Below are 26,126 nucleotides of genomic sequence, written 5' to 3'. Positions count from 1 at the left end.
TACCTCACGGGGGTGACCCTCCGGTTTTCCGTTACGCCGCCGCGCGTTCGGGAGCCTCCCATGTGGGTGCTCCTCCCACCGCCCGCCCGACGGGCCGGCGGGGGAGGCGCCCCCCGATGAGGCAGATCCCCGATGAAAGGCGCTCCCATGACGCGACACACCCACGAACCCCCGCCCGGCGTGGACGACGGCGGCCTCCGGGGCGAGTCGTGAAGGGCCTGCACCGGCTCAGCCGGCGCCGCCGCGTGGTGGCGATAGGAACGACGGCCGCCGCGCTGGTGGCCGGTGTCGTGGCACTCCTGCCCGACCTCGCCGACGCCGCCCTGGGCACGCAGGCGACGCCCTCCGGCCGGTACTTCGGCACCGCCGTGGCCGCCGGCCGGCTCGGCGACTCGACGTACTCCGGCATCCTCGACCGGGAGTTCAACACGATCACCCCGGAGAACGAGATGAAGTGGGACGCCGTCGAGCCGTCCCGCGGCAGGTTCACCTTCGGCCCGGCCGACGCGATCGTCGACCACGCCTCCGCGCACAACCAGCGCATGCGCGGCCACACCCTGGTCTGGCACTCCCAACTGCCCGACTGGGTCAAGTCGATCGGCGACGCGAACACCCTGCGCGGCGTGATGGACAACCACATCAGTCAGGAGATGTCCCACTACAAGGGCAAGATCTACGCCTGGGACGTGGTCAACGAGGCGTTCGCCGACGGCGGCAGCGGCCGCCACCGCGAGTCGGTGTTCCAGAACGTGCTCGGCGACGGTTTCATCGAGGAGGCGTTCCGCACCGCCCGCAGCGTCGACCCCTCGGCCAAGCTCTGCTACAACGACTACAACATCGAGAACTGGTCGGACGCCAAGACCCAGGGCGTCTTCAACATGGTCAAGGACTTCAAGTCCCGTGGCGTGCCCATCGACTGCGTCGGCTTCCAGAGCCACTTCGGCGCCGGCGGGGCGCCGTCCAGCTTCCGGACCACGCTCGCCAACTTCGCGGCGCTCGGCGTCGACGTCCAGCTCACCGAGCTCGACATCGCCCAGGCGCCCGCCCCCGCGTACGCCGACGCCGTCAACGCCTGCCTGTCCGTCGCCCGGTGCACCGGCATCAGTGTCTGGGGCATCCGCGACAGCGACTCCTGGCGCGGCGGGGAGAACCCCCTGCTGTTCGACCGCGACGGAAAGCCCAAGCCCGCCTACACCGCCGTCATGAACGCCCTCAAGGCCGCCTCCGGCACCGGATCGGGCGGGGCCGGCGGAGGCGGCGGCACCGGGGAGATCAAGGGAGCCGCCTCCGGGCGCTGCCTCGACATCGACGGCTTCTCCACCGCCAACGACACCCAGGCGCAGCTCTGGCAGTGCAACGGCGGAAGCAACCAGCGCTGGACGTACACCTCCGGCAAGCAGCTGACGGTCTACGGCAAGAAGTGCCTTGCGCCCAGGGGCAAGGGCACCGCCAACGGCACGGCCGTGGTCATCGGGGACTGCGACAACAGCGCCGACCAGCAGTGGAACCTCGACGCCGACGGCTCGATCTCCGGCGTCCGGTCCGGGCTCTGCCTCGACGCCGTCGGCGCGGGCACCGCCAACGGCACCAAGGTCCAGCTGTACACCTGCTGGTCCGGCGGCAGCAACCAGAAGTGGACGGGCCTGACCGGGCCCTCGGCCCCGCCGAGCGGGGACTGCGCCCTGCCCTCGACGTACCGCTGGTCCTCCTCGGGCGCGCTGGCCGAGCCCGCGCAGGGGTGGGCCTCGCTGAAGGACTTCACCACCGTCACGTACAAGGGCAAGCACCTGGTGTACGCGTCGAACGTGACCGGGTCCGGGTACGGCTCGATGGCCTTCGCCCCGTTCACCAACTGGTCGGACATGGCCTCGGCCCCCCAGACCGGCATGAACGAGAGGGCGGTGGCGCCCACGCTGTTCTACTTCGCGCCCAAGAACATCTGGGTGCTGTCCTATCAGTGGGGTGCTTCGCCCTTCGTCTACCGCACCTCGAACGACCCGACCAACCCCAACGGCTGGTCGGCCCCGCAGCCGCTGTTCACCGGCAGCATCCCGAACTCCGGCACCGGCCCGATCGACCAGACCCTGATCGGCGACGACCAGAACATGTACCTGTTCTTCGCCGGTGACAACGGCAGCATCTACCGGGCGAGCATGCCCATCGGCAACTTCCCCGGCAACTTCGGCTCCTCCTACACCACCGTCATGACCGACTCGGTGAAGAACCTCTTCGAGGCCCCGCAGGTCTACAAGGTCCAGGGCCGCAACCAGTACCTGATGATCGTCGAGGCCCGCGGCGCCGGCGAGCAGCGCTACTTCCGCTCCTTCACCGCCACCAGCCTCAACGGCCCCTGGACCCCGCAGGCCGCCACCGAGAGCAACCCCTTCGCCGGAAAGGCCAACAGCGGCGCCGCCTGGACGAACGACATCAGCCACGGCGACCTCGTCCGCGACAACCCCGACCAGACGATGACCGTCGACCCCTGCCACCTGCAGTTCCTCTACCAGGGCAAGAACCCGACGGCCACCGACCCCTACGACCGGCTGCCGTACCGCCCGGGTCTGCTGACCCTCCAGCACTGACAGCACGGGAGGGCCCCGGCCGTCCGTCGGCCGGGGCCCTTCCATGCGTCGTCAGCGCTCCTGCCGGGGCGGCCGGGTGGCGCGGACGAGCCAGAGCGTGGCGGCCAGGCACAGCGCGGAGACGGCGCCGAGTACCAGCGGGACGGAGCGCACGCCCAGCGAGTCGATGCCCGCGCCGAGGGCCGGCCCCGCCACGACACCGCCCACCATGGAGGCGGCGATCACCAGGGCGCCGGCCCGGCGGGCCTTGGGGCCCGTCTTGCCGATCTTCCCGGGGCCGCGACGCCGGGGCACGCACCTCGACGGCTTCTCGTCAGTCGCCAATGCTCCGCATGGGCTCCCTCCTCGGCACCGCCGATGCACGCACCCCAACGACGCGGCCTGATCCGGGCTGATCGACAAGACGGGCCCAGATGCCGCCCGGTGGAGCCAGGGCAGCCCGGTGGGGAAGACCGGCGCGATGAACAGCCCGACTCCCGCATAGGCGTACGGAGCGAAGCCCGGGACGGCCGCCAGCGCAAGACAGGCCGTCATTCCCGCGCAGGACACCGCGATGATCGACTCCGCGGAGTGGCGCAGCGCGATCGGGACCACCAGGAAGCGGCCGACGGTCAGCATCAGCCAGTACGCGGAGGTGGCGGTCGCGGCGATCCCGGCGCCGTAGCCGACCGTCTCCAGGTGAGTGGGCTCCCAGCCGCCGACCCCCGCCTCGACGCCGACGTGCAGGACGTACAGGGCGACGAAGACGGCCAGCACCGAGCCCAGGCTGCGGCCGAGCGCGTTCCCGGCCGTACCGCTGCGATCGGCCGGCGGCTCCGTACGGTCGCGGACGCCGCGCAGGCACAGCAGCAGTGGCAGGTCGGCGGCGGCGAAGGCGAGGAAGACCGCGGGGTAGTGATCGGCGCCGACCGCTCCCACGACGGCCGGGCCGAGGATCGCGCCGATGCCGAAGTGGGCGTTGAGGATGTTCAGCATGGCCGCCGAGCGGTGGCCGAACCCGGTGGCGAAGAGCTGGTTGAGGCCGTAGTCGATGCCGCCGAAGCCGAGGCCCGCGAGCAGCGCCATGGCCAGGGCGAGCGGCCAGTTCGGCGCCAGGGCGAAGCCCGCGGCGCCCGCCGCCATCAGCAGGTAGGAGGCGCCGAGGAGCAGACGGTTGCCGAGGCGTCCGAACAGTCGGTCGAAGAGGAGCACGCCGGCGACACCGCCGACGAAATGGGCGCTCAGGCCGAGACCCGCGGCCGTCGGGGAGAGGTGGAAGTCGCTCCGGAACGCGGGGACGGCCGGCCCGTACAGCGCTTGGAGTGCCCCGATGAGGACGAATCCGGCGCAGGAGGCCACCACCGCGGCCGGGCTGAACGCCCGTATGGAGGGGGTGGTCGGAACGGTTGCGAGAGGCGGGGCGCTCGACAGCTCGGTCATGGATGTGAACGCTCCCATTGTTCCCGGGAGCGAGTCAAGAGTGTGCGAACTGTCCTGCGGGGCAGAGGGGTTGGGCCAAGGTCAGGAGGGTCAGACGCACCAGACGATGAACTGCTTGCAGCCCGGCGTGGCCGTCGCCGTGGGGGTGGCCGGGCCCGGCGAGGGCCGGGTCGGTGTGGCCGTGGCGGGCGGCGGGGTCTGGGGCGCGGCCGGGTCGGTCGGGGCGGCCGGGCGGGACGGGGTGGCGGTCGTCCTGGACGCGCTGGGGCGGGGGCCGGTGGTGGAGGGCAGCGCCGTGGGGCTCGCCGGGTTGGGTGCGGCCTTCGTCGGGGGAGCGCTCGCGGGCCGCACGGTGGACGGCAGGGTCGTCGACGGGGTTTCCGAGGGGAGCGGAGCCGTCGCGCCGTCGCCCTGGCCGACGGCCACCACCGCGACGGCCAGGGCGCCCACCGTCACACCGGCCGCCACCAGGGAGAGCCGGGCGCCGCGCCGCCGGGGCGTCCGCCGCCGGGCCCGCTGGGGCGTGGGAGCCGCAGTGGGCAGGCCCGCGTCCGGGCGTCCGGGTTCCTGCGGGGGGAGCGCCTCCGGTGGCCGCCCGCAGCCGGGGCAGGACAGTGCGCCGTTGAGATGCCGTTGGCAGTGGGTGCAGTAGCTCATGCGATCTTCCGTAGGTGCTCGCCCGCCGTGACGGGCGATCCTCGGAGACTACGCAGGTCAGCCCCGCCCACGACACCGGTCCGGTGCGAGGCTTCTGCGGAGATCACGTGGTGTTCGAGTGGGTGCGCCGCCCGGCAAGCCCGGTGGCGAGGTGGACGAGGTACTCCAGCGGCCCGCCCCGGAAGAAGCGGGACCAGAGCGCGGCGAACAGGTCGGCGCCGGCGATGAAGCAGAGCAGCGGTGCGACGGAGGTGGTGTCGTCGCCGAGCGGGCCGATGACCCGGGTCAGCGGGTACGGCACGCCGGACCCGAAGGCGATCAGCGCCTACGCCGAGCGCGGCGAGCCGGCGCCGCACGGATGCGGCGAACATGCCGAACACGGCCAGCGCGCGGGCCAGATCCACGCCCACCAGCCGACCGATGGACCGGGGCTCCGCCGGTGCGGCGTCGTCGTCGGGCCTGGGCGGAGCGGGTGCATGCGGCGGGGCCTGGGCGGGATCGATCTGCGTCATGGCCCCAACCTCGCCGCCGCCGGGCGGTGCGGACCATCCGGCGGGCTTCGGCGCCACCCCGGCCGGTCGGCCGGTCGGCCCCCGCCGGCGCCGTCCACGACGGGCGCGGGCGCCCGCGTCCACAGGGCCCGCGCCCGGCCCTTCGCCTCCGTGTCCATCCGTCCCGCCTCGCCTTCGCTCCGTTCCGTCCCCCGTCCCCTCGCTGCGGGCTCGTCACGGCCGACCCTAAGGCTTCGGCGCGCCGAGGCGGCGGCCCGGCGGCGGCTCCGGCCACCTGGCGGGGGAGTTCCCGACGATCGGGGGAGTGACCCCGTACGGACGGCACGGTGGAATGGTCGGGACGGCCGGCCGCGACACGCGGTGGCGGGCCGTCGGCCTGCGCCCGCCCGGCTGGTGCGCGGCATCTACTGAAGACCCGTGGACACCCCATCGCGCAGCGCGGCGCCAGGGTGTCCTCTGTTGCCGTTGTGGTCGTCCGGAAGCGGAAGTTCCTTGCTGATCCCAGTTCTGATCGTGATCACCGCGGTGGCGGCGGGCTGGTCGCTCGTCGCCGGACGGCTGGAGCGCCGGCACGTGCGCGCCCCGCTGGTGCTGGTGCTCGCGGGCGTCGTCACGGGCCTGTTCACCCACAGTGAGTTCGCCGTCGCCCTGAACTCCGACATCGCCCAGCGCGTGGCGGAGATCATCCTGGCCGTCCTCCTGTTCGTGGACGCCACCGAACTGCGCGGGGGCCGACTGTTCGGCCGCGACCCCGGCGCGGCGGCCCGGGTGCTGCTGGTCGCCATGCCGCTGAGCCTCGGCGCGACGGTCCTGCTCGGCGGGATGCTGCTGCCCGACCTGCCGGTCGCCGCTCTGCTGCTGATCGCCTGCGTGATCATCCCGACGGACTTCGCCCCGGCCGAGATCGTGGTCCGCGACCGGCGCATCCCGGTCCGGGTGCGCAGCGTGCTCAACGTGGAGAGCGGCTACAACGACGGCATCGTCTCCCCGCTCTTCCTGTTCGCCCTGGTGCTGGCCGGCTCGACGACCGAGAAGCGCACCCCGCTGGAGGCCCTGGCCACCACCGTGCCGTTCGCGGTGAAGGCGCTGGTGGCCGGCGCCCTGATCGGGGCCCTGCTCGCCTGGCTGATGAACCTCGCTCAGCGCGCGAACTGGATGACCGCCCAGTCCGGGCGGATCACCGTCCTGGTCGTCCCGCTGCTCGTCTACACCTCGACGACGGCGATGCACGGCAACGGCTTCGTCGCCTCGTTCGTCGCCGGTGTCGCCTTCCGGTACGTCCGGCAGGCACCGCAGCGCCACGGCAGCGTCGTGACGGCTCGACCGGAGACCGGCGGCTCCGAGTTCCAGCTGATCGAGGACACCAGCGCCCTCATGACCATGGTCATGTGGTTCTTCTTCGGCAACGCGGTGGTGCTCACCTTCGTCGTCGGCCTCGACTGGTCGGTGCTGGTCCTGTGCGCGGCGGCGCTCACCGTGCTGCGCATGGGGCCCGTCCTGCTGTCCCTGGTCGGCTCCCGGCTCGGCCGGCGCGAACGGCTCATGGTCGCCGCGCTCGGGCCGCGCGGCACCACCTCGATCGTGTTCGGCCTGCTGGCCTTCAACGCCCTGCCGGACGGGCCGGCCGCCAACAGCGCGCTGGACGCGATGGTCGTCGTCGTGCTCGGCAGCATCCTGCTGCACGGCGGCGGGTCGCTGGCCATCGCCCACGTACTGCGCGGCAAGCCCGGCTCCCGCCGGGAGCCCATGCCGGCCGACACACCGTCCGGTTGACCGTCGCGGGCTACGACTCCTGTTCGCCCAGCAGCCCGGCCCGCTGGGCGAGCAGTGCGGCCTGGACCCTCCCGCCCACCCGCAGTTTGGTCAGGATCGCGCTGACGTGGTCCTTCACCGTCCCCGTCCCCAGGTGGAGGCGCGCGCCGATCTCCGCGTTGGACAGCCCCTCGGCGATCGATGCATCCTCCGCCGCGTCGCCGACCTGGCTCGTACGGAGCCATGATCCGGCGTCCGCGCGCGTCGGCGCCCACGAGGGGGTGAGGGCCCGGCAGGGGCGCCGGGGTGACGCTTCCGCTCGTCCGCGGGGCGCGGCGGTCGACGGGGCGTCAACTCCGTGAAGGCCCGCGGCGCACGGGTTTCCGGCTCGACGGCGGCGGCGGAGCCCAGACTGGGCCGACTCCGCGCGGGCGGAGACGCGACCGAGGGGAGCCGACGATGCTCGAGCAGTCCACCACCGTCGAGGGGGCGCCCCGGGCGACGCACTCCCTGAAGGCCGGGTCCGTGGGCCTGGTCGGGGTCGTGTTCATGGCCCTGGCCACCGCCGCGCCGATCACCGCGATGACGGGCAACCTGCCGGTGGTCATCGGCGCCGGCACGGGTCTGCACGCTCCGGCGGGCTTCGTGTTCGTCACCCTGGTGCTGACGGTCTTCACCGTCGGGTACGTGGCGATGGCCCGGCACATCACCACGGCCGGGGCGTTCTACGGCTTCGTCTCGTACGGCCTGGGCCGGGTGGCCGGGATGGCCTCGGGGCTGCTCGCGGTGCTCGCGTACGTGGTGTTCGAGGCCTCGGTGGTGGGGATCTTCGCGTACTTCGCCCAGCAGACCGCCCGGTCGCAGTTCGGGGTGGACCGGCCGTGGGAGGTCTTCGCCCTGGCGATGCTGGCGGTCACGGCGCTGCTGTCGTACTTCGACCTGGAGGTGGCCGCCAAGGTCCTCGGGGTGGCCCTGGTCGGTGAGGTGCTGATGCTGCTGCTGTGGGGCGGCGCGGTGCTGGCGCACGGCGGCGGTGGCGGGGGCCTGCGGGTGGACTCGCTGAACCCGGCCGGGGCGTTCTCCGGGGTCAACGCGGGGGTGGGGCTGTTCGCCTGCTTCTGGTCGTGGATCGGCTTCGAGTCGACGGCGATGTACGGGGAGGAGTCCCGCAACCCCAAGCGGATCATCCCCCGGGCGACGCTGGCGGTGGTGGTCGGGCTCGGCGTGCTCTACACCTTCGTGGCCTGGATGGTGGTGGCCGGCAACGGCACCGGGGCCGTCGACGTCGCGGCCGGGGCAAGCCCGCTCGACCTCTTCCTCGACCCCGCGCGGCGGCTCCTCGGCCCCTGGGCGGTGGCCGCGTTCCAGTGGCTGATGTGCACCAGTGCCTTCGCCTGCGGGATGGCCTTCCACCAGTGCGCCTCCCGGTACCTGTACGCGCTCGGCCGCGAGGGGTTCCTGCTCCCGGCGCTCGGGCGCACCCACCCGAGGCACGGCTCCCCGTACGTCGCGTCCGGCGTCCAGAGCCTGATCGCGCTGGCCGTCGTCGGCGGCTTCCGGGCCGCCGGGCAGGACCCGTACGCGAGCCTGTTCACGCTCACCGCGATCCTCGGCACGCTGGCGCTGCTGGTGGTGCAGACGCTCTGCTCCTTCGCGGTGATCGCCTACTTCCGCCGCCACCACCCCGAAACCCGGCACTGGTTCCGCACGTTCACCGCCCCGCTGCTCGGTGGGCTGGGCATGATCGCGGCGATCGTGCTGCTGGTGACGAACCTGGACACGGCGGCCGGTCCGGCCTCCAAGACGCTGTTCTTCCGGCTGATCCCGTGGATCGTCGGCGCCGTCCTCCTCGGCGGCGTCGGGTTCGCGCTGTGGATGCGGGCGCGCAGCCCGCGCAGGTACGAGCTCATGGGGCGGCTGGTGGTCGAGAACACCCGGGAGCGGGACGGCTGAGCGACTGCGGGCCTATGCCCGGGGTCGTAGCCGCGCGCCGGGTTTTCGGGCCGTGGGCCGACGCGTCGGCGGGCGTGAGCGGGGCACGGTGGAACCTCCCGACTTGTTGAGAGGTGCACCCCCGATGCGTCGCCGTACGGTTCTGCTCGCCGCCCCGCTCGCCGCCCTGATCGCCACCGCACCGCCGATCGCCGAAACCCCCGCCGTCGCCTCGGTCGACACGCGGATCCACCTGACCCTGCCCGCGCCCACCGGGCACCACCCCATCGGCACCACCACGATCCACCTGGTCGACGGCGCCCGCCCCGACCCCTGGGCCCCGACGCCCCGCGCCCGCGAACTGAAGGTCCAGCTCTGGTACCCCGCCACCGACACCGCCGGCCACCCGGCGGCCCCCTGGCTGAGCCCCGCCGAACAGGCGCACCTGGAGTCCGACTACTTCCACATCCCCACCGGCCGCCTCGCCTGGCCCCTCACCGAGGGCCACGAAGACGCCCCCGCCGACCACCGCACCCGCCACCCCGTGATCCTCTACTCGCACGGCTCACGCGGCGACCGCTCCTTCGACACCACCCTCGTCGAGGAACTCGCCAGCCACGGCTTCGTCGTCGTCACCCTCGACCACACCTTCGACGCCGGGGAGGTCGAGTTCCCCGACGGGCGCCTGGAGGTCCGCAACACCGCCGCCGTCCACGCGATGACCGACGCCGAGGTCGTCGCCGTCCGCACCGCCGACACCCGCTTCCTCCTGGACCGCCTCACCGCCCTCGCCACCGGCACGGACCCCGACCCCGACGCCGAACACCGGCCCGTCCCCTGCGGGTTGGCGGCCGCCCTCGACCTCACCACCGTCGGCATGTTCGGCCACTCCATGGGCGGCGCCACCACCCTCCAGACCATGCACGACGACCCCCGCGTCCGGGCCGGCGCCACCCTCGACGGCCCGGTCTTCGGCACGGTCGCCACCGAGGGCCTGGACCGCCCCCTCCTGCTGATGAGCTCCGCCTGGGCCAGCCCCGCCCGCGACGCCATGTGGAACGCGCTGTGGCCCCGACTCACCGGCTGGCGGCGGCAGTTGAACCTCGAAAACTCCGGGCACCTGTCCTACAGCGACCTCGAACTGCTCGTCCCCCAGGCCCAACCCGTCATCGCCTGGCCCACCGAGGACCTCGACCACTTCCTCGGCACCGGCGACGGCCCCCACGCCATCGCCGCCCAACGCGCCTACCTGCTCGCCTACTTCGACCTCCAGCTGCGCCACCGCCCCACCACCCTGTTCGCGGGCCCCTCCGCGGCCTACCCGGAGATCACCTTCACCCGCTGACCGGCCGGGCGTCGATGACGATGGCGTGCAGCGTGCAGCGTGCAGGGCGCAGGGCGCGGTGTCCAGCGTCCGGGCGGCCGGGTAGCGGACGGCCGGCGTCATCGTGATTCCTGGGTCTCCTCGGAGCGGGGGAGGCGGTAGAAGGCGGTCGCGGTGTCCGCGAGGATCGCCGAGGTCTCGCCGGCGGAGCAGCCGGCGATCAGCTCGTCCACGGTGGCGGCCCAGCGGTTCCAGCCCCCGGCGAGGTTCGCCACCGGCCAGTCCGAGCCGAACATCAGCCGGTCGGCGCCGAAGGCGCTCACCAGGACGTCCCAGGCCGGGCGGATGTCGGCGGTGGTCCAGGCGTCGTGGTCGGCCTCGGTGATCAGTCCCGACACCTTGCAGACCACCTGGGGGTGCGCGGCCAGCCGCCGCAACCGGGCCTCCCAGTCGCCCGGTTCGCCGCCGGTGAGGTCGGGCTTGCCCGCGTGGTCGAGCACCTGGGGAAGGCCCGGGAAGCGTTCGGCCAGCCGGATCGCCTGGTCGAGCTGGTGGCTGCGGACGAGCACGTCGTAGCCGAGCCCGCGCGCCTCGACCGCCGCCAACCCGCGTTCGACGTCGGCCCGTTGGAGCCACCCCGGGTCTGCCTCACCCTGCACCAGGTGGCGGAGCGACCGGAGGTGACCGCCGCCCGGTCCGGCGAGCAGCCGGTCGAGCTCGTCACCGATCGCGGGGGAGGTGAGGTCCGCCCAGCCGACCACGGCCTCGATCAGCGGCTCCCGCGCGGCGAGCGCGAGCAGGTCCTCGGTCTCGGCCACCTCCGGTACGCACTGCACGACCACCGTGCTGTGCAGCAGGCGGCCTGCCACCGCCCGGGTGGCGGTGGAGCGCAGGTCGTCGAGGGTGTACGTGCGGCGGATCGAGGTCAGGGCGGGGTCGTCGAGCCAGGCCTGGGGGCGCTGTTCGAGGTCCCACAGGTGGTGGTGGGCATCGACGAGCCGGGGCGGCGGGGCGGTGGTCACGGATAGCTCCAGGTGGGGTCAGGCCGTGTCGGCGTGGGGCTCGCCAAGGTGCCAGATCTCGGTGAGCTTCCACCAGTTGCGGATCCGCGCCCGGTGCAGGGCCGCCTCGACACCCGGCCGGACGGCGGAGTCCGGACCCGGCTCGAGGCGGGCAGACGGACCGTCAGGAACGTGTCGCCGCAGGTGGTTTCGGCCTCGCCGACCACCGGCTCGGTGTGAGCCGTCCCTTCGCGAAGGGACGGCTGTGTCGCTGCGATCAGACCGCGACGAGCTCCCGCTCGCGGTCGGGCGCCTCGGCCTTGGGCTTCCTGTTCGGCAGGGAGAGCCGGACGACCTTGCGCCACGCGGAGAACACCTGCTTGGGCAGCGGCCCGGTGACGTACTCCAGCTCGTACTTCTCGAACAGCGCCCGCACCTTCACCGCGACCTCGGCGTACCGGTTGCTCGGCAGGTCCGGGAAGAGGTGGTGCTCGATCTGGTGCGACAGGTTGCCGGTCATGAAGTGCATGGCCCTGCTGCCGCTGATGTTCGCCGAACCCATCATCTGGCGCAGGTACCACTGGCCGCGCGTCTCGCCCTCGATCGAGCGGCGCTCGAAGACCCGGACGCCCTCGGGGAAGTGCCCGCACATGATCACCGAGTGGGTCCAGACGTTGCGGACCAGGTTGGCGGTGAACGTGGCGGCGAGCGTGGTGAGGAACGACGGGCCCGACAGCAGCGGGTGGATCACGTAGTCCTTGAGCGCCTGCTTGCGGATCTTGCGGCCCACGGCCCTGGCCCGCGCGCGGAACTCCGGGTCCTTGCGGCGGTGCTTCTGCAGGTTCTTGCCGAGCTCCAGGTCGTACGCGGCGATGCCGTACTCGAAGAAGCAGGCGTTGACGAGGTTCCACAGCGGCTGGCCGAGGTGGAACGGGAGCCACTTCTGGTCCTCGTCGACGCGCATGATGCCGTAGCCGAGGTCGTTGTCCTTGCCGATCACGTTGGTGTACGTGTGGTGCAGCTCGTTGTGCGAGTGCTTCCACTGATCGGACGGTGAGACGTGGTCCCACTCCCAGGTGGTGGAGTGGATCTTCGGGTCCCGCATCCAGTCCCACTGGCCGTGCAGGACGTTGTGGCCGATCTCCATGTTGTCCATGATCTTCGCCACGGACAGGCCGGCGGTGCCGAGTAGCCACGCGGGCGGGAAGATCGAGAACAGCAGCACGCCCCTGCTGGCCAGCTCCAGCTTGCGCTGCGCCGAGATGACCTTGCGGATGTAGGCGGCGTCCTTCTCGCCGCGGGCGGCGATCACCTCGTCGCGGATCGCGTCCAGCTCGTGGCCGAGCTCCTCGATCTGCTCCGCGGTCAGGTGGGCGGTGGGGTCGATGGCGGTCAAGGTGCGCCTACCGTTCGATGTCGCAGGGGCCCGCCGCGGCGGACACGCAGGTCTGGATGAGGACGCCGGGCTCGGCCTCGGTGATCTCGCCGGTGCGCAGGTCGCGGACGGCGCCCGCCTTGAGCGGCGTGACGCAGCCGAAGCAGATGCCCATGCGGCACCCGGAGGGCATGAGTACGCCGGCCTCCTCGCCGACCTCCAGCAACGGCGTGGCGCCGTCCGCGGCGACGGTCCTGCCGGTGGTGCTGAACGTGACCTCGCCCCCGGCCTCGTCGCCGCTGACGACGGTGCCGGGGCGGAAGCGCTCGGTGCGCAGGCGCTCGGGGACGCCGTGCTCGGCCCAGTGCGCCTCGGCGGCGTCGAGCAGGCCCGTGGGCCCGCAGGCCCAGGTCTCGCGCTCGGCCCAGTCGGGCACGAGTTCGCCGAGACGGGCGAGGTCCAGCCTGCCGTCGGTCTCGGTGTGCACCTCGGTGAGGCGCAGTCTCCCGTCCGCGACCAGCGCGTGCAGTTCCTCGCGGAAGATCACGTCCTGCGGCCGCGGAGCGCAGTGGACCATGACGAGGTCGTCGATCCCGGTGTCGCGCAGCATGCCCATCACGGGCGTGATGCCGCTGCCGGCCGTCAGGTAGAGCACCTTGGCGGGCCTGGCCTGCGGCAGCACGAAGTCACCGGCCGGCTGGTCGAGCTGGATCAGCGTGCCCGGAGCAGTTCTGCGGACCAGGTGGTTGCTGACCTTGCCGTCCGGGACCGCCTTCACGGTGATCGTGATGCGGCCGTCGCGGCGGTTCGTCGGTGAGGTGAGGGAGTAGGCACGCCACAGGCGCGTCCCGTCGACGTCGACCCCGACCCGCACGTACTGGCCGGCCGTGTGGCCGCGCCAGCCGCGCCCCGGCCTGATCACGACCGTCGCGGCGTCCCCCGTCTCGGGGTGCACGGCCTCGATGCGCCCCCGCAGGTCGGCGCCCGCCCGCAGGGGGCTGACCAGGTCGAGGTAGTCCGACGGCAGCAGCGGCGTCGTGACCATCTCCAGCAGTTTCCAGGCCCTGCTGCGGAGGGCTGCGCTCGTCATGACTCCAGCTTGCTGCGCCTCGCGGCGTAAAGTCCTGACCGTAGGACGTGAATCTGGTCGGCGGAATTGTTCGCAGGGAACAAAAGGGAACGAAGAACGTGAGCCATGCAATCCGGAGGGCCAGTGAGCTGGTCCTGGACGAGACGACGGTCACAGCGCTTCGGGCCGAGCTGGCGGCCACCGCCGACGAGGTCGTCGAGGCGATCATCGACGAGGTCCCTCCGTACGCCAACGCCCTGTCGGGCCGTATGGGCGACACCATCCGCCGGGCCGTCCGCACCGCCCTGGGGCACTATCTGGACCTCGCGAGCGGGAACGCCACGGGTGGCGACGCCGGTGGCGCGGCCTACGACCTGGGCCGCGGCGAGGTGCGCGACGGCCGGTCGATGGACGCCCTGCTCAGCGCCTACCGCGTCGGCGCCCGGGTGGCCTGGCGATGCCTGGCGGCGGGTGCCGTCCCCGCGGGTCTGCCCGCCGCCGAGGTCGCCAAGTTCGCCGAGCTGACCTTCGCCTACATCGACGAGCTCTCCGCCGCGAGCGCCGCGGGCCACGCCGACGAACTGGCCGCCCGGGGCAGGGCCCACGAGCGCCACCTGGAACACCTGGCCCGCGAGCTCCTCGCCGGCGCGCGTACGGACGTGCTGCTGGCCTCGGCGCAGCGGGCCGGGTGGCCGCCCCCGGTCTCGCTGACCGCCGTCCTGCTGCCCGCCGCCCAGGCCCGGCCCGCCTACCGCGCGCTCGACCCGGGCACCCTCGTGCTCGACGATCTGCCGGACGCCACCGGTGTGCTGCTCGTCCCCGATGCCGACCGCGACGCCGACCGGTCACACCTCCTGCGCCAGCTGACCGACCGCTCCGCCGTGGTCGGCCCGGCCCGGCCATGGGCGCGCGCGTCCGCCTCGTACGCACGCGCCCTGCGTGCGCGCTCCCTCTCCTCCGAGATCCGCGACACCGAGGACCACCTGCCCGAGCTGGTACTGAGCGCCGACCCGGACGCGTTCGCGGACCTGCGCGCCCGCGCCCTCGCACCGCTGCGGACGCTGCCCGCCGCGACCGCGCTGCGGCTGGAGGAGACGCTGCGGGCGTGGCTGCTCCACCAGGGCAGGCGGGAGGAGGTGGCGGCGGCGCTGTTCGTCCACCCCCAGACCGTCCGGTACCGGATGACACAGCTGCGGGAGCTGTTCCCGGATCTCGCCTCGCCGCACCGGGTCCTCGAACTGACCCTCGCGGTCGGAGTCCGGACCGGCTGACGGCCTTCCGCGGTGCTCGCCCAGGCGTTTCATCCGGTGCTTCATCCGGCGCTTCACCCGTAATCCGTTTCGGTCAAGGAACGACAAGACATAATGACGGCACGTCAGTTCACACCAGCGGTGGGCTGCGACCGAGGGGGAGGAACGGGCGTGCCGGAGTACCGCATACGCGTGGACGGCGAGTCGTCGCACCGGGGCCCGCGCCGGCTCGCGCCGCAGGGCGAGTAGCGGGCGGATGCCGCTGCCTCGTCCGGAAGCCTCCCGGGTGGTGCTGGCCGGGGTCGCCTACTACGACCACCTGCCGCCCCTTCCGGCGGTCCGGAACAACCTCGCGGGCCTCGCCGGCTTCTTCACCTCGGAGTTCGGCTGGGGCCTTCCCCCGTCGCACTGCACGGTCGTCACCGACCCCCGTCACACCTTCGACCTCATCGACCCCGTCCGCCGGGCCGCCGCCGAGGCCACCGACACCCTGCTCGTCTACTACGGCGGGCACGGCCACCTCGACGAGGAGCTCCGGTACTCGATCTCGCTCGCCGGCTCCCGGCAGAACGAGCCCTGGACGTGCATGCCGTTCACCTGGCTGCGCTCCGCCCTCACCCAGACGCGGGCGGAGCGCCGGGTCGTCATCCTCGACAGCTGCTTCAGCGGGCAGGCCCACGGGCTGATGGCCGACGAGGCCGACGCGCTGCGCGCCCAGGTGGCGACGGCGGGAGCGGTGGTCATCAGCTCCGCCCGCCACGACCTGCCCGCGCTCGCCCCGGTCGGCGAGCCGTACACGGCGTTCACGGGCGAGCTGCTGCGGGTGCTCGTCCACGGCATCGCGGGCGGGCAGGCCGAGATCACCGTCGACACCGCGTACGCCCAGGTCAAGACGGCCCTGGCGGAGAAGGGCCGGCCGACCCCGGACCGTACGGGCACCGACACCTCGGGCGCCCTGGTCATCGCCCGCAACCCGGCCTTCCGGCCCAGCGCCCCCGAGGCCGCACCGCGCCCCGCCCCGGGCACGCACCTGCGGGCGCTGGCGGAGCGCCGGTTCCAGCGGCCCGGTGGCGGGTGGAGCTACGGCGGGCAGAGGGTGGGCGGCGCGCACCAGGCGCCCGAGGCGACCGGCAAGCGCTACGAGACCGTCTCGCTCATCGGCCAGGGCGGCATGGGCGAGGTCAAGCTGGCCTTCGACCGCTTCCTGAGCCGGATGGTCGCCGTGAAGATGGTCAAGCCGCCCAGAGAGGACGATGCGTTCGGGCAGAGGTTCTTCTGGACGGAGGCCCGGGCGGTCGCGGCGCTCAACCACCCGAACGTGGCCGCGATCTACGACGTGGGCGAGGGCGAGGACGGCCGGTTCATCGTGATGGAGTACGTGTCGGGGGCGTCGCTCTCGGCACTGGCCAGGGACGGGAAACTGTCGCCGGACGAGGCGGCGGAGGCCGTCCACGACGTGCTGTCGGGGCTGGACGCCGCCCACCGGGCCGGGGTGATCCACTGTGACATCAAGCCCCACAACATCATGCTGACGCCGGACGGTGCGGTGAAGATCCTCGACTTCGGGATCTCCCACGTCCAGGGCGGGGTGTCCCTGCGCGAGGAGGGGACCGTGATGGGATCGCTCAGCTACGCGCCCCCGGAGACCTACACCGGTGCGGAGCCCACGGCGGCCACCGACATCTATCAGGCCGGGGTCACCTTCTACGAACTGTGCACCGGACAGCTCCCGTTCGCGGGAGTGAGCTTCCCCGAGATCCTCTCCCGCGTGGTGGACGGGGCCATCGTGCCGCCGAGTGAACTCACCCCGGAGCTGCCCGCCGCGTACGAGACCGTCATCATGCGGGCGATGGAGCGGGATCCGCAGGACCGGTACGCGAGCGCCGCCGAGATGCGGGCCGCCATCGCGGCCGCCCTGTACGGGACGGGCTGAGGCGGCGACAGGCGCCCGAGAGGGCGGTGGAAGCGTCGCCTACCTCGAGTGCTGTGAGAACGGGCCCGTGGTGACGAAGCGGTGGAGCTGCCGCGCGAAGCTGCGGGCCTCCTCCGGTGGCCAGGAGGCCAGCGACTCCTCGATGTGCGAGGCGAGCCGACGGCGGGTGGTGTCGACCACCCGCCGTCCGTCCTCCGTGAGGGCGAGCAGGGTGGCCCGGCGGTCGTGCGGGTCGGGTTCGCGGCGCAGCAGTCCGGCCTCCTCCAGGCGGGTGGCCCGGCGGGTCACGCCCGAGCGGTCGAGGCCGATCTCGCCCGCGAGGTCGGCCGCGCTGCGCGGGCCGGTGCGGTCGAGGCCGCTGAGGACGGGGTAGGTGGTCTCGTCCACGGCCTCGCCGAGGCCCTCGGTGAGGCGGCCGTAGAGCTGGGCGCGGGTGCCGCGCTTGAGCAGCGTTCCGAGGGCTTCGGCGATCTCGTGTCCTACGTCTTCCGGCATGCCCCCAAGTTTAGCGTGCGCAACGCACGTAGTTTGTCGTACGCTGTGAATGCGTGCTCGACGCACGCATTTCTCGGTTCCGTACGACCTTGGGGAGACCTCTCATGACCGACATCGCCACCGCTCTCACCGACCTGCTCCTCACCCCCGGACTCCCCCTCGACGAGGCCCTCGACCGCCACTTCGCCCCCGACTACCGCCAGCGCACCGACGGCAGCTGGGCCGACCGCGCGGAGTTCGCCGCGCACATCGCCCACCTGCGCGAGATCGTGGTCGGCGGCGAGGTCCAGGTCTTCGAGGAGCTCGCCCAGGGCGACCTCTACGCGGACCGGCACGTCGTCGACGTCCGCAAGACCGACGGCTCCTCCGTCCGCATGGAGGTCTACGTCTTCGCCGAACTCGCCGCCGACGGCCGCTTCCGCCGCATCGAGGAGACCACCCTGATGCTGGAGGGTTCCGACGCCGACCGGGACCTCGGCAGCGCGCGCTGACTCGCTGACCTGCTGACCTGCGGAACCGCGTGAGTGCGCCCGGCGTCCCGTCGGGAAAGGGGTCAAGATTCTTTCCGGGGGACGGTAGCCGATGGGCGCAACACGGCAGGCGGAAGCGCGGATCGAGGACGCGGGCCACGTGCTGGTCGCGCCCTCCGGGGTGATCGGGGACTTCTTCGGAACCCGGATCACCCCGGAGGAGCTCGCCTCGGGCGCGTCGCCGGACCTCACGGGGAAGACCGTCCACCTGTGCGGCGATGTGTCGAGGATCGGCCAACTGCCGGGCGCTGAGCGGGTGTTCGTCATCCGCGAGTTGTCGGAGGGCCATGACGGGAAGTGGACGGAGACCGGCCTCGGCCGGGTGCCCCGGCGCGTCCACGGCGTCGGCGCGTACTACCCCCGCTTCTTCGACCCCGCCGACGACCACTTCGCGCGCATCCGCGCCGAGCACGAGTTCCAGTCCCTGACCGAATCCACCAAACCCGGCAGCGCCCACCGCAGCGGCATCTACCTCACGCCCGTCACGCGCGACGGCGACGACCTGCACTTCCGTCTGCTCCGCTGCTCCACCAACCTGTCCGGGCCCACCGAGGGCTTCGGCCCGACCGACACCGGCATCGTCGACGACCTGAACCGCGAGGCCGACACCCTCTTCCGGGGCCACGCGCCCCTGAACCACGTCCTCGCGCAGACCTACCACAACACGCCGGCCACGGCGGAGCGCAAGCAGGCCAAGGCCCGGATCTCCTCCCACGCCGACAAGACCAAGGACATGCCCGGCAACGGCATCATGGCCTTCTGCACCTTCTACGACGGGCTCGACGGCCTCCAGCCCCTCGCCGAGGACGCCTTCGACCTGGGCGTGAAGGGCGTCAGCGGCCTCACCCGGCTGCGATTCCGACTCAAAGACCAGGAAGCCCAGGACACTTCACTGCCCGCCCAGTTCACGGTGACCCTCCACCCCGGCTCCGTCTTCTTCATGCCGCTCTCCACCAACCGCCTCTACACGCACGAGATCCGCCCTTCGGCCCTGGACGCCGCGCTGCTCCCCACCCGGCTGGGGTACGTGGTGCGCTGCTCGAAGGCCGAGGCCGTCCACAGGGACGGCCTCACCTACCTCAAGGCGCCCGGCGGCCTGACCGAACTCGAACCGCCCACCGAGGCGGGCATGGAGGAACTGCGCCGGCTGTACGCGGAGGAGAACCGCTCCTCGTCCGTCGTCGACTACGGCGACGAACTGCTCTTCAGTATGAACGCGGGGGACTACGGTGCACCCCGTATCTAGCGTCGTCTCCACCTTCGCCCTGCCCGCCGGCCCCGACCTCTTCGCGGAACTCGCCGCCTCCGTCCGCTGGGAGGACACGGGCAAGGGCCGCCGGGGCGCCGTCCTCACCCGAGTCGACGACACGGGCGGCGTGCCCCTCGTCCGCACCACCACGCGCTACGCCACCCCGGCGCAGCGCTTCACGGCCGTGCACGAGCGGCTGGCGCAGCGGATCCAGCACCTCGCCGCGCTCCCGCACGCGTTCAACAACGCCCTCATCGAGACCTACACCAACACCTACCGAACCATGGGCGCCCACTCCGACCAGGCCCTCGACCTGGCCGAGGACTCCTCGATCGCCGTCCTCTCCTGCTACCGCCACCCGGACGCCGGCCCGCCCCGAAAGCTGATCTTCGAACCCAAGGCCCCCGACGCCGGCGCCCCGTTCGAGATCCCCCTCGCCCACCACGGCGTCGTCGTGTTCTCCACCGCCACGAACCGCCGCCTCCGCCACCGCATCGTCCTCGACACCCCCGCCCCGGACAACCAGTGGCTGGGCGTCACCTACCGCACCTCCAAGACCCCCCTCCACTACCACGACGGCCACCCCCACCTCCCGAACGGCACCCGCCTCACCCTCGCCGACGACGACCAGCAACGCGAGTTCTACGCCCTGCGCCGCCGCGAGAACACCGAAACGGACTTCGCCTACCCGCCGCTCACCTACACCGTCAGCCCGAGCGACCTGACCCCGCCCGCCTGAACCGCTGCCAGAGGGTGCGGGCGGTGAAACTGTTTCCGTCTCATGATCATCTGGCGCAGAATGCTCGGCATGACGATGACACGCGTGATCACCCAGCAGACCATCGGCGGCTCCGACGTCCTGGAACTTGCCGAGATACCCACTCCCTCCCCGGGCCCCGGCGAGGTGCTCGTGGGTGTACGCGCCACCGGTATGAACCCCGCGGACTGGAAGGTCCGCATCGGCAAGGTGGACTTCTTCGGACCGCCGCCGTTCGTCCTCGGCCACGAGTTCAGTGGCACGGTGGAGGGCGTCGGCGAGGGCGTGACCCGGTTCGCGATGGGCGAGGAGGTCTACGGCTGGACCGTCCCGCCGCAGGGCAGCCATGCCGACCACGTGGTGGTGACCGAAGACCGCATCGCGCCCAAGCCGCGCACTCTCGACCACGTCGGCTCCGCCGCCTTGCCGATCTCCGGCTTCACCGCCTACCAGGCCCTGATCACCCTCTCCGACGTACAGCCGGGACAGCGGGTGCTGATCCACGGCGCGGCCGGCGGTGTCGGCCACCTCGCCGTACAGATCGCCAAGGCTCGCGGCGCGTACGTCATCGGCACCTCCCGCGCCGCCAAGCACGAATACCTGCGCGGACTCGGCGCCGACGAGCTGATCGACTACACGGCCCGGGACTTCTCGACCCTGCGCGACATCGACGCCGTGCTCGACACCGTCAGCAACGACTACGGCCCGCGTTCCCTGCCCACCCTCAAGCCGGGGGGCATCCTGGTCGACGTCGTCGGCGTCGGCGTGGACCGCACCGCGGTCATGGCCCGCGCCGCCGAACTCGGCGTGCGGTTCGTGGAGTTCTTCCTGGAACCCACCCCCGCCGTACTGACCGCCTTCGCCGAGCTCGTCGACGCGCACGGCATACGACCCACGATCTCCGAGACCCTCCCGCTCACCGAGGCCGCGAAGGCCCACGAGCTGAGCGAAACCGGACGGGTCCAGGGCAAGATCGTGCTCGTACCCTAGAGATCGTCCTCAAAGCTGATCAAGTGATGGTGGATCATGTCGGTCATGGTGCGTCGTCATGAGCTGTCGGATGCCGAGTGGGCGAGGCCGCCTCGTCCTCGCCCGCCCGTCCGTCAGAGGAGGAAGACGCCGACCGTGGTGGCGAGGAGGAGGACGGTGACGACGGGCCAGTAGAGGAGTCTGGCGGCGAGGTTGCCGTTCCAGTCGAGGAAGGCGAAGCGGCGGGTGGAGGTGTACTCGACGACGTTGAAGGCGACCAGGGCGATGACCAGGTAGAGGATGAAGTAGAAGTACTCGGCGTAGACGACGCCCGCGGAGCCGGTGGTGGAGCGCAGGGAGCTGTGCTGGACGGCGACGACGAGCATCATGGCGCCGCAGAAGCCGATGACGGTCCAGGTGGAGAAGCCGGCCAGGGAGCGGCGGTCGGAGTCGGTGGTGACGACGAAGAGGGAGGCGAAGACGAGGAGGGTGATGACGATGAGGGGGATCAGCCGGTCGAGGAGGGGGCTGAGGAACTCGCGGGTGATGCCGGTGGAGAAGTGCAGGGCCGGGATGGTGGCGTCGGTGGTGGCCGTGGTGTTGCCGAAGGTGGTGCGGGTGGTGGACTCGCCGAGGGAGAACGCGGTGTAGTGGATGCGCCATTCGCCGGTGACCATGCCGGTGTAGAGGCCGAGGTTGGCCTCCGGCTCCCAGGGCGGGTAGGCGGCGAAGTCGGGGACCAGGACGGTGCCGGGGGCCTTGGCCCACATCGTGGACCAGATGACCTGCCGGTCGAGGGGGTAGTGGGTGTAGTCGAAGGTCTCGCGCAGGGTGGCACGCATCTTCCAGCCGATGGTCTGGGTGCCGTCGTCGTTGGGGCGCAGCGAGACCTGCTCGAGGGTGCCGCCGTCGACGGCGGCGGGCAGTTCGATGCCGGCGGTTTTGGGGTCGGCCGAGGCGGGCAGGCGCTGCCAGACGTAGCCGGTGAGGCGGACGTTGTTGGCGTCGGTGAACTGCGCGGTCTGGATCATCACCCCGGTGGGGATCTGCTGGAGGCCCTCGCGCCCCTCGCCGCGCAGGTAGGAGCCGGCCGCCGCCTGGGTGGTGACCACCGTGCCGGGGGCGCCGGCGACGGTGTCGTCCGCCGCGACGGAGACCCAGACGAACAGGGTGGCGAGCAGGCAGAGCGCACTGACGCCGACGCTGAACCAGCCCAGGGTGGACGGCTTGCCGGGGCGGGGCCGCAGCAGCAGCCAGGCGACCAGCGCGAGGCCGACGACCGAGCAGACCAGCACGACGGCCAGGCGGCGCCCGTGCTGCATCACCTCGTGCACGGGGTGGTCGATCCCGGCGGCGGCTACACCGGCCAGGACGAGGAGGGCCACGGCCGGCACGGCGACGGCGATCCGCCGTACGCCCCACCGGCCGGGCGACGCGGGCGGGCTGCTGGGCGAGGACATGGCGGCTCCGGTGCACTGGCGACGGCTGACGGCTGACGGCTGACGGCTGGCGGCTGAAGCTCCGAGCATGGCGGGGCCGGGGTGGCGGGTCGGTCCACGAATCGCATGTTCCACGGTCAGGGGACCCCGATTCCGCCGGACGGGTCACTGCTGCGGGAAGCTGAAGGTGTAGCCCTCGGCCTTGAGCCAGGGCAGGAGCTGCTCCAGGGCCTGGAGCGTCTGGGTGCGGTTCCCGCCGCCGTCGTGGAGGAGGACGGTCGGGCCGATGCGCAGCTGCTCCCTCGTGGTCTCGAGGATCTTCTCGACGCCGGGGCGTTCGAAGTCGCGGGTGTCGACGTTCCAGCCGAGCGGCCGCATGCCGTGGGCGGCGGCGATCTGGCGGCTCTCGGGGGTGAAGGCGCCGCCCGGGGCGCGGTAGTACGGGACGGGGGCGCCGCCGGTGGCGTCCTGGATCATCCGCAGGCCGTCGACGATCTCCTGCTGCTGGTAGGCGACGTCCTTGTGGTCCATGGCGGTGTCGTGGCTGACGCTGTGGTCGCACAGCCGGTGGCCGGCTGCCACGACCTGCCTGGCCAGGCCGGGGTGGGCCTCGGCGTTGGGGCCGAGCATGCAGAAGACGGCCTTGGCGCCGTTGCGGGCGAGGACGTCCAGGAACCTGGGCGTCCACTGCGGATCGGGGCCGTCGTCGATGGTCAGGTTGACGGTCCTGCCGGGGTCCTCGGACCGGCGGGAGATGGTCATGTCCACCAGGGGAGTGGGCAGGTCCCGGTTCGGGGCGGACGCGGGTTCGGTGGTGGCGGAGGGGGAGGGGGCCCCGTCCACCGCCCCGGCGACACCCAGCATGGTCGCGGCGGCCAGGCCCAGTGCCAGCACCTGGAGGGCCGCCCTCCGCCGCCGCCGGGGCATCCTCACCCGGGCGGCCTGCGGGTACCAGGTGGACGGGGTCCCGTCGGTCCGGATCGGGGACCGGTCGTGGTGGTGGCGCACGGCTGTTGCTCCTCGCAGGGGTTCGTGTCTCGGTGTCCACCACCCTCGGCCGCCCGGTTGCGGGGCCCGTGAGCTGCGTATGAGCGTTTCGCAACAACCCGCCCCGGCCACGCGCCGGAGCCGCGTTCCCGCAGGTCGGGCCCGGATACTGGCTGCCATGGCACGGGTACTGCTGATCGAGGACGACGACTCCGTACGCGAGGCGCTGGCGCTGGGCCTGCGCCGGCAGGGGCACGAGGTGCGCGCCGCCGCCTCCGGCGAGGAGGGGCTGGAGCGGGCCCACGCGGAGCCGCCGGACCTGGTCGTGCTGGACCTCATGCTGCCCGGGATCGACGGCTTCGAGGTGTGCCGACGGCTGCGGCGGGCCGGGCCGGTCCCGGTGATCATGCTGACCGCGCGCGGGGACGACGTCGACACCGTCCTCGGCCTGGAGGCCGGAGCGGACGACTACGTGGTCAAGCCCACGCAGTCCCGGGTCCTGGACGCCCGGATCCGCGCCGTGCTGCGCCGCGCGGGCGGGCCCGGCCCGGAGGCGGAGCGGGAGGCCCACGGGGACCTGGTGCTGGACCGGGCGGCGCTGACCGTCACCAAGCGCGGCGTCCCGCTGCCGCTCGCGCCCAGCGAACTGCGCCTCCTGCTGGAGCTGGCCGCCGCCCCCGGCAGGGTCTTCAGTCGCGAGCAACTCCTGGAATCCGTCTGGGGGTTGGGGCGTCAGGACGACATCCGCCTGGTCGACGCCGGGGTCAACCGGCTGCGGGTCAAGATCGAGGACAACCCCTCCGAGCCGCGCTACATCCAGACCGTCCGCGGCTTCGGCTACCGCTTCGGGCCGCTGTGACCTCCGCTGCGCCCTCCGCTGCGCCCTCCGCTGCGACCGGCGCCGGGACCGCAGCCGGAGCAGCCCCGACGCGCCCGCCCCGGCTGCTCCGGCTGCGCCGCGCCGCCGCGGGGCTGCGGCCGCGGCTGCTGGCCGCCTTCGTCGCCGTCGCGGCCCTGAGCGCGCTGGCCACCGCCGCGCTCACCTACCGGGCGGCCACCACCTCCACCCTCGACCTGACCAAGGACACCACCCTGGACGAGCTGCGCCGCCGCATCGACGTGCTCGCCCCGGCCCTGCCCTTCCCGCCGACCCAGGGTGAACTCGACCGCCTGGCCCTGGAGTTGTCCGGAACCGGCGGGTTCCGCGACTGGCGGATCCTGGCCTCCCACGGCACCGACCACTCCGAGTGGAGCCAGCCCGTCGCCGTCCCGCCGACCCTCCAGCACACCGTCGGCACCGGCCGCGCCGCGTTCCAGCGCTTCAGCGCCGACGGCCACCCCTGGCTCGCCGTCGGCGTCCCCGTCACCTACGCCGCCGGCGGCGGACTCTCGGGACCCTCGGGCCCCTCAGGCCTCACCGTCTACGCCCTGCTCCCGCTCGACCGCGAGCAGGGCGCCGCCGACGCCCTGCTGGCCGCAGCGGCCGGGGCCGGCGCCTTCGCCGCAGTGCTGGCCGCCGGGTTCGCCCTGCTGGCCGCCCGCCAGGTCCTCCGGCCGGTGCGGGCCCTGGGCGACGCCGCCCGCGCCCTCGCCCAGGGGAAGCTCGACACCCGCCTCACCGTCACCGGGCACGACGAACTCGCCCAGCTCTCCAAGACCTTCAACCACAGCGCCCGCACCCTCCAGGGCACCATCGAGGAACTGCGCGCCGTCGAGTCCCAGGGCCGGCGCTTCGCCGCCGACGTCTCCCACGAACTGCGCACCCCGCTGGCCGCGATGCTCGCCGTCACGGACATCCTCGACGAGGACGCCGAACACCTGCCCGCGGACACCGCCGCCGCCCTGCGCCTGATCGGCAACGAGACCGTGCGGCTGACCCGCCTGGTCAACGACCTCATCGAGATCTCCCGCCTGGACGCCGGAGCCGCGCCGCTGCACCTCGACGCCATCGACGCGGCGGCCGCCGTCCGCGAGAGCCTCGACCTGCGCGGCTGGAGCGACCGGGTCGAGCTCGACCTGCCCGCCGCCCTGCCCGTACGGCTCGACCCGCGCCGATTCGACGTCATCGTCGCCAACCTGGCCGGAAACGCCCTGCGGCACGGCCGCCCGCCCGTACGGCTCGCTCTGCGGGGCGCGGACGACGAACTCGTCCTCACCGTCACCGACCACGGGCCGGGCATCCCGCCCGCCGAACTCCCGCACCTGTTCGACCGGTTCTACAAGGCCGACACCTCCCGGGCCCGCTCCGAGGGCAGCGGACTCGGCCTCGCCATCGCCCAGGAGAACGCCCGGTTGCACGGCGGCCTCATCGGGGCCGCCAACTCCCCCTCCGGCGGCGCGGTGTTCACCCTCGTCCTGCCCCGCGGCCCCGTCACACCGGAGGACGAACAGTGAGCATCCGCCGCCGCCTGGTTCCCCGCGCCGCCACCCTGCTGCTCGCCTGCGGCGTGTCGATCTGCGGCTGCTCGATCTCCGGCACCGGGCCGGTGAGGAGCGGGCAGCCCGCCACCGGCATCCAGCCCGGGACCAGGCTGTACTTCCTCGACCAGCACGGCATCCATCCGACCATCCGGTCGGGCGCCCGGCAGGGCCTCCAGCAGACTCTCGACACCCTGGCCGCCGGACCCGACCGCGCCGAAACCCGCTCCGGCCTGTTCAGCGACCTGCCCGCAGGCGCCCGGGTCCAGGCCACCGTCACCCCCGGCACGGTCACCCTGCGCCTCTCCTGGTCCGCCGCATCCCTCTCCGACCCGGCGATCCAGCAACTCGTCTGCACCACCGAGGACGCCCCGACCACCGGCGCGCCACCGAGGGTCGCCATCGTCAGCAGCGACGCCCCCGCCGCCATCCAGCAGGAGTGCGACCTGCACCGCACCGTCTGACCGGGGCGCGCC

General features: G+C 72.6%; 22 protein-coding genes and 1 pseudogene. 13 read left to right on the top strand and 10 right to left on the bottom strand.

The annotated features are described in order from the left end of the window. The first annotated feature begins 209 nt into the window (after positions 1-209). Positions 210-2,582, top strand: a complete 2,373-nt coding sequence (locus ACIBCA_RS03515) for a non-reducing end alpha-L-arabinofuranosidase family hydrolase (RefSeq protein WP_396281117.1) — start codon at positions 210-212, stop codon at positions 2,580-2,582. 51 nt (positions 2,583-2,633) lie between these two features. Here the strand turns inward: ACIBCA_RS03515 and ACIBCA_RS03510 are convergent, their stop codons facing one another. The 3 genes from ACIBCA_RS03510 to ACIBCA_RS03500 all read right to left on the bottom strand — a co-directional run bounded on the left by ACIBCA_RS03510 (position 2,634) and on the right by ACIBCA_RS03500 (position 4,959). Beyond that, positions 2,634-4,001, bottom strand: coding sequence for an MFS transporter (locus ACIBCA_RS03510; RefSeq protein ID WP_396281116.1), 1,368 nt, complete (start codon positions 3,999-4,001; stop codon positions 2,634-2,636). 90 nt (positions 4,002-4,091) lie between these two features. Continuing rightward, entirely contained in the window at positions 4,092-4,658 is a 567-nt protein-coding gene (locus ACIBCA_RS03505; protein WP_396281115.1) for a hypothetical protein, read from the bottom strand. A 103-nt stretch (positions 4,659-4,761) separates the two neighbouring features. Further along, on the bottom strand, positions 4,762-4,959 hold the full coding sequence (locus ACIBCA_RS03500; protein ID WP_396281114.1) for a hypothetical protein: 198 nt from the start codon (positions 4,957-4,959) through the stop codon (positions 4,762-4,764). Between the two features lie 703 nt (positions 4,960-5,662). Between ACIBCA_RS03500 and ACIBCA_RS03495 the strand changes: the two genes are divergently transcribed. After that, positions 5,663-6,943: a cation:proton antiporter gene (locus ACIBCA_RS03495; RefSeq protein ID WP_396281113.1), complete on the top strand. Its 1,281-nt coding sequence runs from the start codon at positions 5,663-5,665 to the stop codon at positions 6,941-6,943. Between the two features lie 10 nt (positions 6,944-6,953). On the opposite strand, the pseudogene ACIBCA_RS03490 reads toward ACIBCA_RS03495, so the two are convergent. Then, positions 6,954-7,121, bottom strand: a pseudogene (locus ACIBCA_RS03490) (response regulator transcription factor); the annotation flags it as partial. Between the two features lie 260 nt (positions 7,122-7,381). Between ACIBCA_RS03490 and ACIBCA_RS03485 the strand changes: the two are divergent. Then, the gene (locus ACIBCA_RS03485) at positions 7,382-8,875 is read left to right on the top strand and encodes an APC family permease (RefSeq protein ID WP_396281112.1); all 1,494 of its coding nucleotides are present in this window, start codon (positions 7,382-7,384) and stop codon (positions 8,873-8,875) included. A gap of 124 nt (positions 8,876-8,999) precedes the next feature. Next, positions 9,000-10,199, top strand: coding sequence for an alpha/beta hydrolase family protein (locus ACIBCA_RS03480; protein ID WP_396281111.1), 1,200 nt, complete (start codon positions 9,000-9,002; stop codon positions 10,197-10,199). Between the two features lie 98 nt (positions 10,200-10,297). Here the strand turns inward: ACIBCA_RS03480 and ACIBCA_RS03475 are convergent, their stop codons facing one another. The 3 genes from ACIBCA_RS03475 to ACIBCA_RS03465 all read right to left on the bottom strand — a co-directional run bounded on the left by ACIBCA_RS03475 (position 10,298) and on the right by ACIBCA_RS03465 (position 13,644). Beyond that, positions 10,298-11,200: an amidohydrolase family protein gene (locus ACIBCA_RS03475; protein WP_396281110.1), complete on the bottom strand. Its 903-nt coding sequence runs from the start codon at positions 11,198-11,200 to the stop codon at positions 10,298-10,300. Positions 11,201-11,456: 256 nt separating this feature from the next. Next, positions 11,457-12,575: a fatty acid desaturase family protein gene (locus ACIBCA_RS03470; protein WP_396281109.1), complete on the bottom strand. Its 1,119-nt coding sequence runs from the start codon at positions 12,573-12,575 to the stop codon at positions 11,457-11,459. A gap of 7 nt (positions 12,576-12,582) precedes the next feature. Further along, positions 12,583-13,644: a ferredoxin reductase gene (locus tag ACIBCA_RS03465; protein ID WP_396281108.1), complete on the bottom strand. Its 1,062-nt coding sequence runs from the start codon at positions 13,642-13,644 to the stop codon at positions 12,583-12,585. Positions 13,645-13,742: 98 nt separating this feature from the next. On the opposite strand from ACIBCA_RS03465, the gene ACIBCA_RS03460 reads away from it, so the two are divergent. Both ACIBCA_RS03460 and ACIBCA_RS03455 read left to right on the top strand, forming a co-directional pair. Further along, positions 13,743-14,894 carry a PucR family transcriptional regulator gene (locus tag ACIBCA_RS03460; RefSeq protein WP_396281107.1) on the top strand — a complete coding sequence of 384 codons (1,152 nt, stop codon included), beginning with the start codon at positions 13,743-13,745 and terminating at the stop codon, positions 14,892-14,894. Between the two features lie 235 nt (positions 14,895-15,129). Beyond that, positions 15,130-16,806 carry a protein kinase gene (locus ACIBCA_RS03455; RefSeq protein ID WP_396281106.1) on the top strand — a complete coding sequence of 559 codons (1,677 nt, stop codon included), beginning with the start codon at positions 15,130-15,132 and terminating at the stop codon, positions 16,804-16,806. A gap of 39 nt (positions 16,807-16,845) precedes the next feature. On the opposite strand, the gene ACIBCA_RS03450 is transcribed toward ACIBCA_RS03455, so the two are convergent. After that, positions 16,846-17,301 (bottom strand): MarR family winged helix-turn-helix transcriptional regulator, encoded by a 456-nt coding sequence (locus ACIBCA_RS03450; RefSeq protein WP_396281105.1) that lies wholly within the window; start codon positions 17,299-17,301, stop codon positions 16,846-16,848. A 104-nt stretch (positions 17,302-17,405) separates the two neighbouring features. On the opposite strand from ACIBCA_RS03450, the gene ACIBCA_RS03445 reads away from it, so the two are divergent. The 4 genes from ACIBCA_RS03445 to ACIBCA_RS03430 all read left to right on the top strand — a co-directional run bounded on the left by ACIBCA_RS03445 (position 17,406) and on the right by ACIBCA_RS03430 (position 20,827). Next, positions 17,406-17,792, top strand: a complete 387-nt coding sequence (locus ACIBCA_RS03445; protein WP_396281104.1) for a nuclear transport factor 2 family protein — start codon at positions 17,406-17,408, stop codon at positions 17,790-17,792. A gap of 91 nt (positions 17,793-17,883) precedes the next feature. Further along, the gene (locus ACIBCA_RS03440; RefSeq protein ID WP_396281103.1) at positions 17,884-19,077 is read left to right on the top strand and encodes a hypothetical protein; all 1,194 of its coding nucleotides are present in this window, start codon (positions 17,884-17,886) and stop codon (positions 19,075-19,077) included. Further along, positions 19,061-19,819 (top strand): alpha-ketoglutarate-dependent dioxygenase AlkB, encoded by a 759-nt coding sequence (locus ACIBCA_RS03435; protein ID WP_396281102.1) that lies wholly within the window; start codon positions 19,061-19,063, stop codon positions 19,817-19,819. Before ACIBCA_RS03440 ends, ACIBCA_RS03435 begins: the two co-directional genes overlap by 17 nt. Positions 19,820-19,888: 69 nt before the next feature. Then, the gene (locus ACIBCA_RS03430; RefSeq protein ID WP_396281101.1) at positions 19,889-20,827 is read left to right on the top strand and encodes an NADP-dependent oxidoreductase; all 939 of its coding nucleotides are present in this window, start codon (positions 19,889-19,891) and stop codon (positions 20,825-20,827) included. A 113-nt stretch (positions 20,828-20,940) separates the two neighbouring features. On the opposite strand, the gene ACIBCA_RS03425 is transcribed toward ACIBCA_RS03430, so the two are convergent. Together ACIBCA_RS03425 and ACIBCA_RS03420 are read right to left on the bottom strand one after the other, a co-directional pair. Beyond that, positions 20,941-22,266, bottom strand: a complete 1,326-nt coding sequence (locus ACIBCA_RS03425; RefSeq protein WP_396281100.1) for a hypothetical protein — start codon at positions 22,264-22,266, stop codon at positions 20,941-20,943. Positions 22,267-22,410: 144 nt separating this feature from the next. After that, positions 22,411-23,172, bottom strand: a complete 762-nt coding sequence (locus tag ACIBCA_RS03420; protein ID WP_396281238.1) for a polysaccharide deacetylase family protein — start codon at positions 23,170-23,172, stop codon at positions 22,411-22,413. 238 nt (positions 23,173-23,410) lie between these two features. On the opposite strand from ACIBCA_RS03420, the gene ACIBCA_RS03415 reads away from it, so the two are divergent. The 3 genes from ACIBCA_RS03415 to ACIBCA_RS03405 are packed head-to-tail and all read left to right on the top strand — an operon-like array spanning position 23,411 to position 26,114. After that, positions 23,411-24,091 carry a response regulator gene (locus ACIBCA_RS03415; RefSeq protein WP_396281099.1) on the top strand — a complete coding sequence of 227 codons (681 nt, stop codon included), beginning with the start codon at positions 23,411-23,413 and terminating at the stop codon, positions 24,089-24,091. Then, a complete protein-coding gene (locus ACIBCA_RS03410; RefSeq protein WP_396281098.1) occupies positions 24,088-25,626 on the top strand; it encodes an ATP-binding protein in 1,539 nt (512 codons plus the stop codon). The genes ACIBCA_RS03415 and ACIBCA_RS03410 overlap by 4 nt, the downstream gene beginning before the upstream one ends. Then, a complete protein-coding gene (locus ACIBCA_RS03405) occupies positions 25,623-26,114 on the top strand; it encodes a GerMN domain-containing protein (protein ID WP_396281097.1) in 492 nt (163 codons plus the stop codon). Before ACIBCA_RS03410 ends, ACIBCA_RS03405 begins: the two co-directional genes overlap by 4 nt. The last annotated feature ends 12 nt before the right edge of the window (positions 26,115-26,126 follow it).

Origin of the sequence: Kitasatospora sp. NPDC051170, assembly GCF_044455705.1 — a bacterium.
GTDB lineage: Bacteria > Actinomycetota > Actinomycetes > Streptomycetales > Streptomycetaceae > Kitasatospora.
The sequence above is the reverse complement of the archived record's forward strand: the minus strand, read 5'-3'. Positions and strand labels throughout refer to the sequence as shown.